The following is a 17664-nucleotide window of genomic DNA, read 5'->3' as shown; positions in this document are numbered from 1 at the left end:
TTTTCACGGGAATGACATCGCAAAACAAAAGAGTATACATGAAAATTCTGAACGTTATGCTAAGCCGTGACCTTGGCGGTATTCAGCAGGCTTTTTTAGATTATAGTAGTGCCTTGCAGCTGCAAAAAGTTGAAGTTATAAATGTTACTAGCTTTAGAGCAAAAATAAATTCTGTGTTATCTTCAAAAAGTTTTAAATTACCGAACCTAGCACCTATAGATTTTTTCTCGGTACTTATTTTAAAATATATAATCCATCAAACTAAACCTGATATAATTATCGCCCACGGCAATAGGGCAATAAATTTTAGTAAATTTGCTAAATCTAAACACCCAAAACTAATCGGGATTGCTCATAACTATAGCTTAAAAGGCTTAAAAAAATGTGATTATGTGATTGCTTTAACTAAGCATATGAAAGAGCATTTGTTAACAAATAATTTTGTTAAATCTAAAATATTTACTCTCCCTAATATGATAAATATTAAAAAGGATTTTATTCCGCATAAATTATATAGAAATCCTATAACAATCGGCATGATTGCTAGATTAGTACCTAAAAAAGGAGCGGATATTTTTATAGAAGCGATGCATATTTTAAGAGAAAAAGGATATGAATTTAAAGCAATTATCGGCGGGAACGGCGAAGAAAGCGACAAATTATTAGCTTTAACGCACAAATTAGGTCTTACAGATTATATATTATTTACGGGTTGGGTGAAAGACAAGGATAACTTTTTTGCAGAGCTGGATATTTTTTGCCTTCCGTCACTGCATGAGCTGTTCGGTATTATATTACTTGAAGCTATGGAAGCGAGCTTGCCGATAGTCAGCTCTAACACCGAAGGTCCTAACGAAATTTTAACCCATATGCAAGAAGGATTACTTTACGAAAATGCCTCAAGTGAAGATTTGGCCGAAAAAATTATCTATCTTATTGATCACCCAAATAAAGCACAAAAATTTTCTAAAGCCGCCTATTTAAGGCTAAAGCAAAATTACGATATTAACGTCGTTTCTAAAAAATTAATGGAGTTTTGCGAATCTATTTAATGCCGTACCTTGCTTCCGATACCAAAAGAAATATACCGGCAAACCGCTAAAAGTAAACATACTAGCGATAATTAAAGTTTTTAAAGGCGTCTCGTAAACAATCCAACCACAAAAAATAATCGATAAAATACCGATTAGCGGATAATAATAAGCCACTTTTTCTTTGGCAGTAAAAAGTATTTTTAAAAATGCTATACCGCAAATCAAATAAACGAATAAAAAAGCAACTACCGACATCTCCATTATTTGAGTAATTTGCTCAAAGAAACTCTCATTAGCCGTAAAAATCAATAAAGGTACGATACCTGCACAACTTATGATAAGCCCCCATACGGGAGCATCATTAATATTTTTCTTAGCAAATAAACGGGGCATTAGCCCGTCCTGTGCAAGCCCTAAGGCGATTTGCCCGCTTGTTAATACCCAAGCATTTAACGTACCGATACAAATAACCGACGCTATCAAAGAGATTAATAAATGCCATCCTCCGCCGAAAAGTAACCGAGTCGCATCAACATACGGTGCTTTAGAATGCATTAATTGCGTACCGGAAATTAAACCCATTATCCCGATGCTATTGATAAGATATAGAGCCGCTACGCAAATAGTACCGAACACTATTGCTCTTGGAATCGTTTTTGAAGGATTAACTACCGACCCGGCTGAAGTGGTAGCACATTCTATACCGATAAAGCACCAGAAAGTTAGTAACGCTACTCGTCCCATAAGCTCCGGCAGTCTTAAGTTAGCCACTTTTTCATCGGTAACAAAATTATTAAGGTCAAACCGATATAACGCACATATTGCCACTATCAATAAAGGAATAAATTTTAAAACAGTGAGAAAAAACTCGGCACGTGCCGCTATTTCCGGACCTTTTAAATTTAAAGCGGCAACAGCAATTAATAATGATATTTCGAGAATCAAATAAACCATATTAGTTTGATCACCGATTAAAGGGGTTAAATAACCTATTGCCGAGATAATCACGGCACCGGTACTAACAAAGGAAATAATCCAATAAGTCCAGCCGGTAAAAAAAGCGGCAAAATTACCAAATGCTTCTTGAACATAGACGTGCGGACCACCGGTTTTCGGGAATTTGGCACATAAAGCGGCAAATAGCAGTGCTATACTAACGGCACCGCAACAAGATAATATCCAGCCCCAAATACTATATATACCGAAAGGGGCTAAACTTGCCGGTAATATAAAAATTCCCGTGCCGATTTGGCTACCGGTTACCAAAGCGAAAACCGACCAAAAACCTAGTTTTTTTAACATAAATTTTGTTGTGTTTTTATTATTTGTGGAGAGTTGGTTATGTATGGCATCTGCTCACAAGGCATTGTTGCGTGGCTCGAATTTTTGATGTCATTCCAGCGAAAGCGGGAATCCAGAAAATAATAGTCATCCTGAATTTATTTCAGGTATCTATTAATGAGATGCTGAAACAAGTTCAGCATGACAAAAAAAGCCTGGATTCCCGCCTTCGCGGGAATGACATATTGCGGCTTTTATTAATCCATGCGACAATATCCTCTAAATCACAAAAATATAGAGAAATAGAATATTATGCAATGTTTTTTTGTAGCCAATAAGCACTACAGGCAAAAAAATCGGGGTTAGCAAAATTCTTTTTACCGTAACTAATTTCCTTGCCGGCAAGATCGAAAATATTACCGCCGCTAGCTTTGATTAAAGCATGACCGGCAGCAATATCCCATTCCATAGTTTGCCCACCGAGTTTAGGATAGAGATCAGCCGCTCCTTCTGCGATTAAGCATAACTTAAATAGAGCTTGCTATATTTTCTATCTTATTTATTAAATATTTATCCAAAAAATCCGTTGTTGCTTTATTTTGATGATGGAAACTAATCACCGCATTAAAACCGTTTTTCTCAGATTCTTGGTTAGCCGCCCCAAGCAAGGGAATTTCTACTGAATTTTGTTCAATTTTTAAGTTACCGTTCGCATCGGTATAATATAATTTAGCATTTGCAGGCTGATATATTAAGCCGATAGTCGGGATGCCGTTTTTTATAAGACCCATATTTATAGTATAAGTATCTTTACCGCTTATATAACTTTTTGTTCCGTCAATCGGATCAATTAGCCAAAACGTATCGCTATTTAATATCGGCAGCGGTTGTTCCTCACAAATTATTGTTACGCCAGGGGTTAAAATTTGTAAATCTCGATAAATAAGCTCGCTAATTTCTTTATCGGCATTGGATACAGGAGAACCGTCAAGCTTATTCTCGACTACTAATCCAACTTTTTTGGTATCTAAAGCAATTTCTCCGGTTTTAATAATTAAATCTTTTAGGGCATTAATTAGATTACTCATAGCTAATATTTATTCATTCTTTTGTTGGCTTTTTAAAAAATTTTCTGCTTCCGCATCTTCTAACCATTTACCGGTTTTCAGAAGCGTATCTTGTTGTAATTTGGCTGTAGGTTCATCAGGATAGCCTATTATCATTTGCCATCCCAAATATTCTATACCGTAATATTCTACATCGACCATTCTCAAAAAAGAATCTATTTTTTTTAGTTCCGTCTTATTATTTTCAAAAATTACAATTTTAAGAGGAGCGGAAGGTATAATTTTTAAAAACTTAATAAGAGTTTGGACTTTGCTTGCAGTACCGGTAAATAATATACCTTCATAAAAAACAGGAGCATCTGCATCATGATCGTCAAACCTAAACATTTCTTTATCATTAACCTTATCCGTAAAATTAATATTAAATGCTCGAAGCTGACTATATTTCCACCCTTCAAAATTATTAATTAACTTACACGGCGGAGTTACTTCAGTAAAACCAAAAACCATTGCACCTTGCGATTTCATCTTATTTATGAAATCAGACCAATTTGGTTCTACTAACATCATCTGCCTTTGCACCATTAACGAAGCTATTATCCCGTTAATTGCATAGTTAGACTTTGCCAAGTTAGATAAATTATCGACAAAAGCTATATAAGGATTATTATTATAGCGAAACATTTTTGATTGCGGCGTGATAATCGTATTATCTATATTAACTAATACCAGAGTAGTAGAGTCAATTTGCGGTAATAATTTTTTAATTGTTATTGAATCAATGGAATAAGTAGGAATCATTTGACCGTAACTTATAAAAGGCATAACCAAAAAAAATAATAATAAATATAATTTATTACCTGATTTATTGAGCTTTATCATAAGGATTTTTATTATCAGATTTATTAGTTTTAGCCGGAGAGTTATTCCTTTGTATCTTATTTATTTTATTTACCAACTCATTAAAAAATTTAGTATAATATGCTAAATTCTTTTCATTATCATTTTCCTGATTAGCAGCAACATAATGATAGCCGGTATAGGAGAGGTTAGAGTTATAACTGCTAAGCTGTGCCTGTATAGAGCCTAATAGCTCTTCATCACTACTGATTGTTATAAGAATTTTCGGCATAAATTTTACTTCAATTAAAAAATTAAGTATTAACTCAGCCTGCGGAGTGTTATTGCTGCTTAATATACCTTTATAAAATACCGGATAAGTATTATCAAAACTTCGTAAATTATTAAAGATTATATAGTTACTTTGTGAGAAGCTTCGAGAAAAATCAATATCAAAATTCTTCTTTAAATAATCGGCTAACCATATTTCAAGCGTAGGTATGTTATTAAAATTACCGGTGAAATTTTTACTAACCGCTATTATAGGTATATTGTTATTATTAATTATTTTTATAAAGTTCGGTAAAGCAGTATCAGCCAACTCTTGTTTATAACCAACAAGAAGCAGTTGATCTGTGTAAACTTGTTTTGATTGTGGTTTAACCTTTTTAAAAATCGGTAATAATTTAGAATAACCCTCTTGACCAAGTGCAGATGCTGAAGGCAATAAGGACTTAAATATTAGCTTATCAAGTCCTATAATTACTAGCATATCCTGCGGTAAATAGTCTTTACTATAAATTTCTTCAAAATCTTGATTTATTTTATCTAAGCTATCAACTTCAATAATTTCTGCCGTTGCAATGCCGGTGCTGAACAATATTAAAGCAATAAAATATTTCTTAATAAATAATTTTAATTTCAAAAATAACATAATAATTTCTTTTTTCTTGCCCTTATATGTCATTCCGGCGAGGCGTTGTTGCATGGCTCGAAAAGCCCCGTCATGGCGAGACGCCTCTGGTCTTGTTGCACGGATCAAATTTTTGATGTCATTCCCGCGAAAGCGGGAATCCAGAAAAAACACTTAAAATAAGCAAAATTATATAAAAATTTACTATATAACTCGCTTAAATATTCTCTGAATTCCCGCCTTCGCGGGAATGACATACAGCACTTTTTTCGAGCCAGGCAACAACGCCAAGAGGCACCTCGCCATGACGATTCCGGGAGTCACACAACAACGCCATTGCTAATCACAATTTCTCAAATTAACAAAGTATATACTGCTCGCATTTCAAGAATTGAATTTTATTTTGAAGGGTGAATGCACGCAGCGTACACTTAGTACGTGAGTACATGAATCCCTGATAAAATAAAATTCAATTCTTGAAATGCGAGCAGTATATTTAGTGGTAGCATATTGTCGTGCTAATATCAAATCATATTTATTAAAACACATAAAATTATGCTTGGGAAGATTTTTAGCTCACTCGGTGGTGCACTAGGTAACGCTTTTGGCGGCGGCATATTATCAACTATAGGTAGATTTGCCGGTAAGACTTTCGGCGATTATTTAGACCAATTAAACCATAAGCCCGAAGAATATCATCGATTTAAAAATATCAAAGAAAGTTTTCATTTATCGGCAGCAAATTACGGCGAGCCGATAGCTCTAGTTTTTGGTCTTGCTAGAGTTAACGGCAAAATAATTTGGGCAAATCAAATTAAAGAAGTAGAAAATACTACTTCCTCTAACCCGGATATTGCATGAAGTGAGATTTAAAGTAAGAAATTGAGTAATTTATAATATTAGCAATGATACTTTTGTAAAAATTTTGCCAAAAAGTGCTTTGAAGCCGTTATTTTCAAATTTTAGATGTAATGCCCCTTACCCCATTTTTTCTAAGCACCGGGAACAGTGCTAATCTAGGTTATTCTAATGCTAATTTCTTCATCACATGATTCCATACCTGTCGGTAAGGATATGATGAAGATAACAAAAACTTAATACGCCTAGTATTACGGATAATTACTACCCCAATTTTTAATAATTTTAAACGTATTGTACCTATTTGTGCTTTTGCTAATGCACTACCTTGTAATAAATTACCTCTGATATATTCTACTAAAGTGTATGCAAGACCCGATAAAATCATTCTGAGCTGATTAGCCCACCATCTATGACAAGAAGTACGATCTGCAAATAATTCTAGTTGTTGCTCTTTTATACGGTTTTCCATATCACCACGACCACAGTAAACTTTGTCGTATAAATCTTCAGGTTTATCTGATAAATTAGTTACTATATACCTTGGATTTTCTCCAAGCATTGTCATTTCTGCCTTACCAATTATTCTACGTTCATGACTCCAACTACCAGCCTTATATGGAAACTCACTAAAAAGACGTTGCTTTTCTTGGGTTATAATAAATGCTGCTTTTGACTTCTCCATTGTAGGTTTCAGTAACTCATTTAGTCTGTTATTTTGGGGCATTCCTACAATATATTTTATATTATGAATATCACACCAATCAAACATCTGATGACGACAAAATCCACTATCACCACGAAAAATAATCTTTACCTCTGGCCAAGCTTGGCGAAAACGTTTTACTAACAATGATAATATTGCCCAAGAATGTTTTGCTTGATCCTGCTTTGACGTCCTAAGATAACTAACTAACAGATGCTTTCCACAAAAAACATACAAAGGTAAAAAGCAATTATGACCGTAATAACCATGATAAAACTTACCTTCCTGTTGCCCATGAATTTCATCATCCGTAGCATCAAAATCAAGTATTAGCTGCTTTGGTACTATTTTATGAGACTTAATAAATTTATCAAGCATTAGTTCATGCACTTTAATTGCAAAGTGTCTATCAGCATTGTTTTCTATACGACATAAGGTAGAACTACTTGCCATATCATCAATTGTTTCCATAGCTGTTTGCATAGCAGGACATTTTCGTAGATAATTGTGGTCATTTAAATCTTCATAACCTAATGCAATACCATAAATTCGTTGCCTCAGCATTGTTGCCATATTATGGGTAATTTTACTACCATCTCGTCTATCAGGAAATATTTTAGCAAGCTCCTCTGTTATACCAAGCCTTTTATCTGCTTCTCTTAATAACAACACACCTCCATCGCTACTAATATCACCTCCAGTGAAATTTATCTCTATTGTCCGATTTTTTACTTTGGAAAACTGGTAACTATATGCTATACAATTTGTCATGACAAAATCCTTTGTATTATTCTAATGAAATACCAGTATTATACAGCTTTACGAGGATTTTGTCTCCTATATCTCATGCAATATCCGGGCTAAGGAATATTTTCCTTATTTTCATCAAGTTAAATCTATCCATACTTTAACGGAATATAAATATTATTTATCTTTTGCTCTTAGTATTTGTGAAGGGGAAATTACCGAAATTACTAGAGTTTGGGCAAATGATGAATTAATAAATTTGGGTAAATATAATTTTCGATTATATTTAGGTTCGGAAACTCAAACACCCGATCCTCTAATTGAAAGCTGCTTAGGTCTAGGTAAAACACCTGCCTTTCGTTCTCTTAGTTATCTAGTATTTGAAGATTTACCTTTAGAAGATTTTAACGATTCTATTCCAAATTTTTCATTTGAGGTAACAAGAAAAGCTAATATACCTATAGAAGCTAATCATGTAATTACCGAGAATTTAATAAACGCTATTAATATGATTCCTGGCTCTGGCGAGTATGTCTATGATACGATAATACAGTATAAAACAATAGAAAGCTCTTACGGCAGCGTTATCAGCCGCACAGCGATTAACTCACATAATCAGCTTAACATTGCCGATAGCGTATTTAGCCTTAATCAATTACAAACTACTTGTCCAAATATAAAATGGGTAGCACCAGTAATTTCTTGGTTTGCCGATAATCTCAACACTGAACTATGCACTATAAAACCGGCTATAGAATTTAACGATTCTCATACTAAATACTCGGCAGAATGGCAAGTAAGCCATTATACCCGTGCGACCGCTAAAATCATTTCTAAAGATAGCAACAATAATCCTAATTACGGCGGTAGCGTTAACGACGCTAGTTTACTACGTTATCTGCAGGAGCTTAAAAAGCGGAATCTAAAAATTATGTTTTATCCGATGTTTTTTATGGATGTACCTGGCAAGCCGTGGCGTGGTTATGTTACCGGTTCTCCTGATTCTATCCATCAATTTTTTAATAAAGCCGATGGCTATAATAATTTTATCCTTCATTACGCAAAGCTTGTTAAAGATTATGTTGATGCTTTTGTTATCGGCTCGGAGCTTATCGGTATTACGAGTATTAAAGATTCTCTAGATAATTTCCCCGGGGTTAACGAACTTATCAAACTCGCTAACCCGGATATTGCATGAGATATAGGAGACAAAATCCTCGTAAAGCTGTATAATACTGGTATTTCATTAGAATAATACAAAGGATTTTGTCATGACAAATTGTATAGCATATAGTTACCAGTTTTCCAAAGTAAAAAATCGGACAATAGAGATAAATTTCACTGGAGGTGATATTAGTAGCGATGGAGGTGTGTTGTTATTAAGAGAAGCAGATAAAAGGCTTGGTATAACAGAGGAGCTTGCTAAAATATTTCCTGATAGACGAGATGGTAGTAAAATTACCCATAATATGGCAACAATGCTGAGGCAACGAATTTATGGTATTGCATTAGGTTATGAAGATTTAAATGACCACAATTATCTACGAAAATGTCCTGCTATGCAAACAGCTATGGAAACAATTGATGATATGGCAAGTAGTTCTACCTTATGTCGTATAGAAAACAATGCTGATAGACACTTTGCAATTAAAGTGCATGAACTAATGCTTGATAAATTTATTAAGTCTCATAAAATAGTACCAAAGCAGCTAATACTTGATTTTGATGCTACGGATGATGAAATTCATGGGCAACAGGAAGGTAAGTTTTATCATGGTTATTACGGTCATAATTGCTTTTTACCTTTGTATGTTTTTTGTGGAAAGCATCTGTTAGTTAGTTATCTTAGGACGTCAAAGCAGGATCAAGCAAAACATTCTTGGGCAATATTATCATTGTTAGTAAAACGTTTTCGCCAAGCTTGGCCAGAGGTAAAGATTATTTTTCGTGGTGATAGTGGATTTTGTCGTCATCAGATGTTTGATTGGTGTGATATTCATAATATAAAATATATTGTAGGAATGCCCCAAAATAACAGACTAAATGAGTTACTGAAACCTACAATGGAGAAGTCAAAAGTAGCATTTATTATAACCCAAGAAAAGCAACGTCTTTTTAGTGAGTTTCCATATAAGGCTGGTAGTTGGAGTCATGAACGTAGAATAATTGGTAAGGCAGAAATGACAATGCTTGGAGAAAATCCAAGGTATATAGTAACTAATTTATCAGATAAACCTGAAGATTTATACGACAAAGTTTACTGTGGTCGTGGTGATATGGAAAACCGTATAAAAGAGCAACAACTAGAATTATTTGCAGATCGTACTTCTTGTCATAGATGGTGGGCTAATCAGCTCAGAATGATTTTATCGGGTCTTGCATACACTTTAGTAGAATATATCAGAGGTAATTTATTACAAGGTAGTGCATTAGCAAAAGCACAAATAGGTACAATACGTTTAAAATTATTAAAAATTGGGGTAGTAATTATCCGTAATACTAGGCGTATTAAGTTTTTGTTATCTTCATCATATCCTTACCGACAGGTATGGAATCATGTGATGAAGAAATTAGCATTAGAATAACCTAGATTAGCACTGTTCCCGGTGCTTAGAAAAAATGGGGTAAGGGGCATTACATCTAAAATTTGAAAATAACGGCTTCAAAGCACTTTTTGGCAAAATTTTTACAAAAGTATCATTGCTAATATTATAAATTACTCAATTTCTTACTTTAAATCTCACTTCATGCAATATCCGGGCTAAATTAGTTAAAGAAATAGTCGGCACACGCATATTAGTAACTTATGCCGCCGATTGGTCGGAATATCATCATACAAGCGGCGGCTGGTATAATCTCGATCCGTTATTTGCTTCTCCTGATATCGATTTTGTCGGTATAGATGCTTATTTTCCTTTAACTCGAACTTTAAACTCAAAAATAACGCATGATGAAATTGTTAAAGGTTGCCACTCAGGAGAAGGATATGACTATTATCTAGATTCTGAAGGGCAAAAACAACCTCTATCCGCTGCTTACGCTTGGAAAAATTTAAGATATTGGTGGGAAAATCATCATTATAACCCTAACGGCGAGGTTACAAATTGGCAGCCGAAAATGAAAAAGATATGGTTTACCGAATTTGGCTTTCCGTCTATCGATAAAGCACCGAATCAACCGAATATATTTTTTGATCCGTTATGTCAAGACGGCGGAGTGCCTAAATATTCCTCCGGTGCAACAGATTTTACAGTACAACGTACGGCTATTAAAGCTTTTTTAAAATATTGGCAGGCAGAGGAATATATTGAAGAAATGTTTTTATGGAGCTGGGACGCTAGACCTTATCCCGCTTGGCCACACGGTAATATTTGGCGTGATAATCATTTATGGGAAAAGGGAGATTGGGTTAACGGTAAATTTGGTGCTTGTAGCTTGGCGGCAATAATTTTGGAGTTGTCTAATAAATGCGGTATTGCGTTGCACAAAATCGATGTTTCTACTATTGATGAGACAGTAGAGGGATTAGTGCTAACTAAAGTTTTATCAACGATAGATATTATCAATTCTTTAAGAATATTTTATTTTTTCGATATCTTGGCGAGTGGTCGTGATCAAATCAAATTCATTAAACGTGGTTACGGAAATGCACATAATTTAGACCAAAAAGCATTAATAAAATTATCGGATAATAGTTATTTAAAACAAACCGAGATACCGAAGGAAAATATTATCAGTAAAATTGCGATTAATTTTATTGACCGCTTTAATAATTATCAAAATTGTTATTGTTATGTAAATAACGAAAATTCTTCCAATAACCCGCCGTTAGCCATAAAAACACCTATTATTTTATCTCCTATAGAGGCAGAGAGATTGGGGCAATTAATCTTAAAAAATGCTACTTTAGAGAGTAAAATAATAAAATTCGTAATATTATCCATATTTCATGGTTATGAGCCGGGCGATTTTGTGATATTACATTAACGCGAATAGCGAATTAAAGAGATGAAGAATTAAGTATCGTGTCGATAGAAGGCTTGGTAGGGAGCAACTGGTAATTGATAAGAGAAGCGATCATATGAGAGAAGGCATTTTTGACTGATCTATGCCTTGAATGTTCGAACTTATTGAGCAATTTTATTTTGCCGATAACCGTTTCAACTAAAGCTCGTTTTAGCAGTAGTGCTCTATCATTAAGAGGCATTAAGATATTTTTCATACCTTTCTTAATTCTTGTAATAAGCTGAATATTTTTATCAAGTAAATCATTAAATAACTCTTTACTTATATAACCACGATCACCAAATACCTTGCCAAAAATATCTTTAATCCTAGAAGAAAAATGTTTGCGATCATCTTTATTACCACTACTGAAAGATGCCTTTATTAAAGAGCCTTGCGGGTTTATAATCAAATGCAATTTAAGTCCAAAAAACCATCCTTTTGTTGTTTTTCCTCGAGCAGCTAAGCCATTAAAAACCTTATGTGAATAAATACGATAATTCTTACAAACAGCAATAGAAGTTGAATCTACGAACGAAGTACCGGTGCATTTATCAAATAGATGATTTAGTAAAATCGTAAGATAAGGCAGATATTCTCCTATCAATTTATTAAAATGCTCATAACAAACTAGCTTAAAATCTTTGGAATGTATAGGTAAAATTGTGTATTTATAATAATTTTTAAAGCAATCTGATGATGATTGATAATAGCCTATTAATATGGTTAAAACTTCACTTTTAGTTAAAGAACTTTTCGGACCAGGTTTAGCTTTGCTACTATTAATTGCTAGAGTATTTTTATCAAATTCTTTAAACAAATCATCGACAAAACAAAATAATGAGGTAAAATCAGTTTTCATAGGTTATTTCCTTTAGTTTTTAAACCAAAAAAATAGCCTATGATCCCTTATCCTGTCTACTTTTTCTTATTCTTTTTTATACTCTCATTAATTCACTATTCGCGTTAGATTATGATATTAAATTAGTAGGACCTAAAATTGAAGAAATACGCCCTGAAATGCAAGAAGTACTAAACCTATTCTCGATTGATAATCAACAACAACATATAATTAATTATGTAAAAAATAGACTAATTGAGTGCATACCGAAAGATGATATTATTAGTGCTATAGCAATAACTAATTGTGCTGTAGGAGCCACGGGGATTTCAGCTAAAAATTTTGATTTACATTTTATAGAAAAACTAGCAATACAAAATGACCATAATGATTTCGCTTTAAGCTTTATAGGATGCTGTAACGCATTGCATTATTTTGACTAATACGTAGCTAACTTTTAATACTAGTAAAAAAATGAAAGAAAAATATTTATATATAGATAGCTCGGACGAAGAAAGAGAAAAGAACGTAGTAAAAAATGTTACGAAAATAAATTATAATAACTATTTATTCACTAACATATTAAATATAAAAAGCGTACATAATGCAGATGAGTTTAAAATAAAATTAGGATTAATATTACATAATTTAGCCGATAGATTGTTTAGAAGCCTGGCTATTAATAATATTTATCAAAAAATTAAAGGGCAAAAGCTAAGTTTAAATGAAAATACCCATAAAAAAATATTAGCCGATATAAAAATGGCTTTTAATAAAAAGCTAACTCAATTATTTACTGACGATAATAAAGAAAATAAACCTTCGGATAAAGATTATATCCAGCTATTTAATTTTTTATTTAATCAAAAAATTAATCTTCCGGAAATATTTACTTTAACCCGGATATTGCATGAAGTGAGATTTAAAGTAAGAAATTGAGTAATTTATAATATTAGCAATGATACTTTTGTAAAAATTTTGCCAAAAAGTGCTTTGAAGCCGTTATTTTCAAATTTTAGATGTAATGCCCCTTACCCCATTTTTTCTAAGCACCGGGAACAGTGCTAATCTAGGTTATTCTAATGCTAATTTCTTCATCACATGATTCCATACCTGTCGGTAAGGATATGATGAAGATAACAAAAACTTAATACGCCTAGTATTACGGATAATTACTACCCCAATTTTTAATAATTTTAAACGTATTGTACCTATTTGTGCTTTTGCTAATGCACTACCTTGTAATAAATTACCTCTGATATATTCTACTAAAGTGTATGCAAGACCCGATAAAATCATTCTGAGCTGATTAGCCCACCATCTATGACAAGAAGTACGATCTGCAAATAATTCTAGTTGTTGCTCTTTTATACGGTTTTCCATATCACCACGACCACAGTAAACTTTGTCGTATAAATCTTCAGGTTTATCTGATAAATTAGTTACTATATACCTTGGATTTTCTCCAAGCATTGTCATTTCTGCCTTACCAATTATTCTACGTTCATGACTCCAACTACCAGCCTTATATGGAAACTCACTAAAAAGACGTTGCTTTTCTTGGGTTATAATAAATGCTGCTTTTGACTTCTCCATTGTAGGTTTCAGTAACTCATTTAGTCTGTTATTTTGGGGCATTCCTACAATATATTTTATATTATGAATATCACACCAATCAAACATCTGATGACGACAAAATCCACTATCACCACGAAAAATAATCTTTACCTCTGGCCAAGCTTGGCGAAAACGTTTTACTAACAATGATAATATTGCCCAAGAATGTTTTGCTTGATCCTGCTTTGACGTCCTAAGATAACTAACTAACAGATGCTTTCCACAAAAAACATACAAAGGTAAAAAGCAATTATGACCGTAATAACCATGATAAAACTTACCTTCCTGTTGCCCATGAATTTCATCATCCGTAGCATCAAAATCAAGTATTAGCTGCTTTGGTACTATTTTATGAGACTTAATAAATTTATCAAGCATTAGTTCATGCACTTTAATTGCAAAGTGTCTATCAGCATTGTTTTCTATACGACATAAGGTAGAACTACTTGCCATATCATCAATTGTTTCCATAGCTGTTTGCATAGCAGGACATTTTCGTAGATAATTGTGGTCATTTAAATCTTCATAACCTAATGCAATACCATAAATTCGTTGCCTCAGCATTGTTGCCATATTATGGGTAATTTTACTACCATCTCGTCTATCAGGAAATATTTTAGCAAGCTCCTCTGTTATACCAAGCCTTTTATCTGCTTCTCTTAATAACAACACACCTCCATCGCTACTAATATCACCTCCAGTGAAATTTATCTCTATTGTCCGATTTTTTACTTTGGAAAACTGGTAACTATATGCTATACAATTTGTCATGACAAAATCCTTTGTATTATTCTAATGAAATACCAGTATTATACAGCTTTACGAGGATTTTGTCTCCTATATCTCATGCAATATCCGGGTTAAAGAAAAACATTAAAATAACTGATGCAAAGAAAATATTACTTAAGGAGTTACAAATTGCTAAAATTAATTTAAAACCGTTATATAAAAACCCCTTGAATATTGAATTAGAAGCTAGCAATTTCGGAGAAATCTTAGCTTGTTCTCAAATAGTAAACCGAAATAATAAAAATAAAATAAAATATTTAACTTCAGTCGAAACTAATAATCATACCTCCTCCACTGTTTATAATTTACCGAACACAGAGCTAGATGCTTTTACTGATAGTCATGTAGGCCTATCAGCAACATAGGTGAGAAAAAGGCCTATAAGGAATTATACGCACAATGTTCTGTAGAGGTGTATGTATCAGCTATTCGGTCTTTTATGATCTTTGTTTTTTGATATATTAACAGGATTTAATGATTAGTTATTGTCTTCAATTGTCCAAAATTACTCTAATAGTTCGTATAATGAGTACGTATAATGTATTTTATACGTACTCTTATAAGAAAACAATTTGTATTATACGAACTAAACCTATATACTAACGCCATACCCTATTATTCGTATAATACAAACTAGCTATGTTAGATAAATTATTAAATGATTTTAAAGAAAAAATGGTGATTGAAGATATTAGTAACAACACCATAAAAAATTATGTTTCAGATATAAAAAATTTTTACAAATGGTATCGAGAAATAGATTTTTCAGAAAATATAGAAAAAGTAACCTATTATCACTTAAATGCCTATAAGGATTATTTAATTCATAATCAACGAAAGAAAGCCTCTTCCATTAACAGAAATATTCAAAGTTTAAGAAATTTCTTTCTATTCATGACTAGTCAGAAATATCTCAAGAAAAATCCATCTGAAAAAATAAAATTCTTGAGACAAATTAAAAGAACACAGCCTCAGGCCCTAACCAAAAAAGACATTCATAAACTATTATCAGTAACTTCACACTCCTCGCATGGAACACAAAAGCGCAATTATACTATTATACAACTTTTACTACAAACAGGGATTAGAGTTGGTGAGATAGTTAACCTAGAAATAAGAGATTTAACACTATACGATAGATCAGGAGAGGTAAGGGTTGTTAATGCCAAAGGAGGTAAAGAAAGAACAATACCTTTAAATAATTATGCAAGAAAAGCCTTACGTAATTATCTTGAAGAAAAAAAATTAGATGAAAGAAGAGCAGTATTTTTAAGCAAACAAAACAAGAAAATGACTGTCAGAGCCGTGCAAAAGGTTATTAGTAGTTTAGCTGATAAAATCGGCATAGAAAATATGAGTCCACATGTATGGACCTCCCTAATAATGCAAGAAAAAAATAATATTTAATAGCAAAGAAGCAAATGCAGACATGTATCCGGCTTATAATTGATAAATTATTTCAAATTTATCATATAGCCCTGATGGAATTCGCTACCTACAAACTTTTACTTATCACTTTTGCGGCTTCATTAGAGCCTGTGTGTCAATCAGTTTTTTCATAGGCTAAGGTTTGTCTTATTTACCGTCAATATTATTTCTCACGCATATTCTAGGTTGGTATCTCTATATCATTCGTTTTATTTTATTATCTATTTATTATTAACACTTAATTAAATATTTAATACTATTAAGTTATTCATCTTTTGTTAGCTACAAACTTTACTTTCATTATAATCGTTGCCGTTACGTAATACTGCAAATACTACTCGTGCCAATTTATTCGCTATTGCGACGGTAGTTTTATTATGCCCGCATCGTTCCGATAAATTAAACATCCATTCAGTAAATTTACTAAAGTCTTTTTTATTTTTTTGTGCTTCGGTTGTAAATCTTAGTTTAGCATTTAGTACCGCTCTTGCTCCTTGAATTAATAAAGTACGCAAATAAATATCACCTCTTTTACTAATCCCAAGTAGCTTATCTTTACCGCCACTAGAATATTGTTTCGGTACTAAACCGAGCCATGCCGATAATTGCCTGCCGTTCTCAAAATATTTTGCATTACCTATTGCTGCTATTAATGCCGTAGCGGTAATTAAACCTATACCGGGTATAGCTGTTAATTGTTTATAATGTTCTAATCCACCGACTAGTATTTTTAATCGTTTTTCTAACTCTGTTATTTTTTTATCATTCTCTACAAATTCTTCTTTCAACTCACTAAACGTTTGATAACTAAGTCGGCTTAAAGTTCCGCTATCTAAAATTTCCGTTAATTCGGCAGTAATTTTATTTATCCCTTGCGGAATAATTAAACCGAATTCATGCAATAATCCCCTAATTTCATTAGCAAGTGCCGTACGATTTCTTATTAGTCTTGCTCTTATTCTATGAATTGACAAAATATCTTGTTGCTCTATACTCTTGATCGGAACAAATCTCATATTTGGTCTTGCTACCGCTTCGCATATTGCTTCGCTATCTGCTTGATCGTTTTTATTAGTTTTTACATACGGTTTTACATACGGTTTTACATACGGTTTTACATACGGTTTTACATACGGTTTTACATACGGTTTTACATACGGTTTTACATACGGTTTTACAAATTGTGGAGCTATCAATTTAACCTCATGTCCTAATTTTGTTATTTCTCTTCCCCAATAATTAGCTCCTCCGCAAGCTTCCATTCCTACTAAACATTTTGGTAAGTTAGCCATAAAACTCAATACTTGATCTCTCATCAATTTTTTCTTCAGTACCGTCTTCCCGTTTTTATCTACCCCATGAATTTGAAAAATTCTTTTTGCAATGTCTATGCCAATTGTGGTAACTTCCATTTGGACCTCCTTATTGTTGTCTAGGATTAATTTCCTATTCTAGAACTATAACTACTGTTATTGATTCTGTATATAGGGAGGTCCATTCCATTACTTTTAGACATACTTTTGCTATTAATTACTTAA

At 33.0% G+C, this 17664-nt stretch carries 16 protein-coding genes and 1 pseudogene; 9 read left to right on the top strand and 8 right to left on the bottom strand.

Going from position 1 to position 17664, the window contains the following annotated elements:
- The first annotated feature begins 38 nt into the window (after positions 1 to 38).
- Positions 39 to 1052, top strand: a complete 1014-nt coding sequence (locus AAGD48_RS05100; protein ID WP_341790744.1) for a glycosyltransferase family 4 protein — start codon at positions 39 to 41, stop codon at positions 1050 to 1052.
- Here AAGD48_RS05100 and AAGD48_RS05095 read toward each other — a convergent pair.
- The 4 genes and pseudogenes from AAGD48_RS05095 to AAGD48_RS05080 form a co-directional block, all read right to left on the bottom strand.
- Complete coding sequence (locus tag AAGD48_RS05095) at positions 1026 to 2336, bottom strand: APC family permease (RefSeq protein ID WP_341790675.1); 1311 nt, start codon at positions 2334 to 2336, stop codon at positions 1026 to 1028. The two genes, AAGD48_RS05100 and AAGD48_RS05095, sit on opposite strands and share 27 nt — an antisense overlap.
- Positions 2337 to 2625: 289 nt before the next feature.
- A pseudogene (locus tag AAGD48_RS05090) lies at positions 2626 to 3403 on the bottom strand (3'(2'),5'-bisphosphate nucleotidase CysQ).
- Between the two features lie 9 nt (positions 3404 to 3412).
- Positions 3413 to 4264, bottom strand: a complete 852-nt coding sequence (locus AAGD48_RS05085) for a DUF2608 domain-containing protein (RefSeq protein WP_341790674.1) — start codon at positions 4262 to 4264, stop codon at positions 3413 to 3415.
- Positions 4248 to 5156, bottom strand: coding sequence for a DUF2608 domain-containing protein (locus AAGD48_RS05080; protein WP_341790743.1), 909 nt, complete (start codon positions 5154 to 5156; stop codon positions 4248 to 4250). Before AAGD48_RS05080 ends, AAGD48_RS05085 begins: the two co-directional genes overlap by 17 nt.
- A 534-nt stretch (positions 5157 to 5690) precedes the next feature.
- On the opposite strand from AAGD48_RS05080, the gene AAGD48_RS05075 reads away from it, so the two are divergent.
- Positions 5691 to 5996 (top strand): host specificity protein, encoded by a 306-nt coding sequence (locus AAGD48_RS05075; RefSeq protein ID WP_341790673.1) that lies wholly within the window; start codon positions 5691 to 5693, stop codon positions 5994 to 5996.
- A gap of 160 nt (positions 5997 to 6156) precedes the next feature.
- Here AAGD48_RS05075 and AAGD48_RS05070 read toward each other — a convergent pair whose 3' ends face one another.
- Entirely contained in the window at positions 6157 to 7470 is a 1314-nt protein-coding gene (locus AAGD48_RS05070) for an IS1380 family transposase (protein ID WP_341789277.1), read from the bottom strand.
- 235 nt (positions 7471 to 7705) lie between these two features.
- On the opposite strand from AAGD48_RS05070, the gene AAGD48_RS05065 reads away from it, so the two are divergent.
- From AAGD48_RS05065 to AAGD48_RS05055, 3 genes are all read left to right on the top strand, one after another.
- Positions 7706 to 8644: a glycoside hydrolase TIM-barrel-like domain-containing protein gene (locus AAGD48_RS05065; RefSeq protein ID WP_341790672.1), complete on the top strand. Its 939-nt coding sequence runs from the start codon at positions 7706 to 7708 to the stop codon at positions 8642 to 8644.
- A 73-nt stretch (positions 8645 to 8717) separates the two neighbouring features.
- Positions 8718 to 10031 carry an IS1380 family transposase gene (locus tag AAGD48_RS05060; protein ID WP_341790671.1) on the top strand — a complete coding sequence of 438 codons (1314 nt, stop codon included), beginning with the start codon at positions 8718 to 8720 and terminating at the stop codon, positions 10029 to 10031.
- A 130-nt stretch (positions 10032 to 10161) separates the two neighbouring features.
- Positions 10162 to 11433: a glycoside hydrolase TIM-barrel-like domain-containing protein gene (locus AAGD48_RS05055; RefSeq protein WP_341790742.1), complete on the top strand. Its 1272-nt coding sequence runs from the start codon at positions 10162 to 10164 to the stop codon at positions 11431 to 11433.
- Between the two features lie 13 nt (positions 11434 to 11446).
- On the opposite strand, the gene AAGD48_RS05050 is transcribed toward AAGD48_RS05055, so the two are convergent.
- Positions 11447 to 12313 carry an IS982 family transposase gene (locus tag AAGD48_RS05050; RefSeq protein ID WP_341789395.1) on the bottom strand — a complete coding sequence of 289 codons (867 nt, stop codon included), beginning with the start codon at positions 12311 to 12313 and terminating at the stop codon, positions 11447 to 11449.
- Between the two features lie 158 nt (positions 12314 to 12471).
- Between AAGD48_RS05050 and AAGD48_RS05045 the strand changes: the two genes are divergently transcribed.
- Both AAGD48_RS05045 and AAGD48_RS05040 read left to right on the top strand, forming a co-directional pair.
- The gene (locus AAGD48_RS05045) at positions 12472 to 12735 is read left to right on the top strand and encodes a hypothetical protein (protein ID WP_341790670.1); all 264 of its coding nucleotides are present in this window, start codon (positions 12472 to 12474) and stop codon (positions 12733 to 12735) included.
- Positions 12736 to 12766: 31 nt separating this feature from the next.
- On the top strand, positions 12767 to 13231 hold the full coding sequence (locus AAGD48_RS05040) for a hypothetical protein (protein ID WP_341790669.1): 465 nt from the start codon (positions 12767 to 12769) through the stop codon (positions 13229 to 13231).
- A 135-nt stretch (positions 13232 to 13366) separates the two neighbouring features.
- Here the strand turns inward: AAGD48_RS05040 and AAGD48_RS05035 are convergent, their stop codons facing one another.
- Positions 13367 to 14680 (bottom strand): IS1380 family transposase, encoded by a 1314-nt coding sequence (locus AAGD48_RS05035; RefSeq protein WP_341789277.1) that lies wholly within the window; start codon positions 14678 to 14680, stop codon positions 13367 to 13369.
- A gap of 59 nt (positions 14681 to 14739) precedes the next feature.
- On the opposite strand from AAGD48_RS05035, the gene AAGD48_RS05030 reads away from it, so the two are divergent.
- Positions 14740 to 15063, top strand: coding sequence for a hypothetical protein (locus AAGD48_RS05030; RefSeq protein ID WP_341790668.1), 324 nt, complete (start codon positions 14740 to 14742; stop codon positions 15061 to 15063).
- Between the two features lie 274 nt (positions 15064 to 15337).
- Positions 15338 to 16105, top strand: coding sequence for a tyrosine-type recombinase/integrase (locus AAGD48_RS05025; protein WP_341790667.1), 768 nt, complete (start codon positions 15338 to 15340; stop codon positions 16103 to 16105).
- A gap of 299 nt (positions 16106 to 16404) precedes the next feature.
- Here AAGD48_RS05025 and AAGD48_RS05020 read toward each other — a convergent pair whose 3' ends face one another.
- Positions 16405 to 17538 (bottom strand): IS110 family transposase, encoded by a 1134-nt coding sequence (locus AAGD48_RS05020; RefSeq protein WP_341790666.1) that lies wholly within the window; start codon positions 17536 to 17538, stop codon positions 16405 to 16407.
- Positions 17539 to 17664 lie beyond the last annotated feature (126 nt).

This window comes from Rickettsia endosymbiont of Polydrusus tereticollis (genome assembly GCF_964026385.1).
In the GTDB taxonomy this organism is placed as follows: Bacteria; Pseudomonadota; Alphaproteobacteria; order Rickettsiales; family Rickettsiaceae; genus Rickettsia.
The sequence above is the reverse complement of the archived record's forward strand: the minus strand, read 5'-3'. Positions and strand labels throughout refer to the sequence as shown.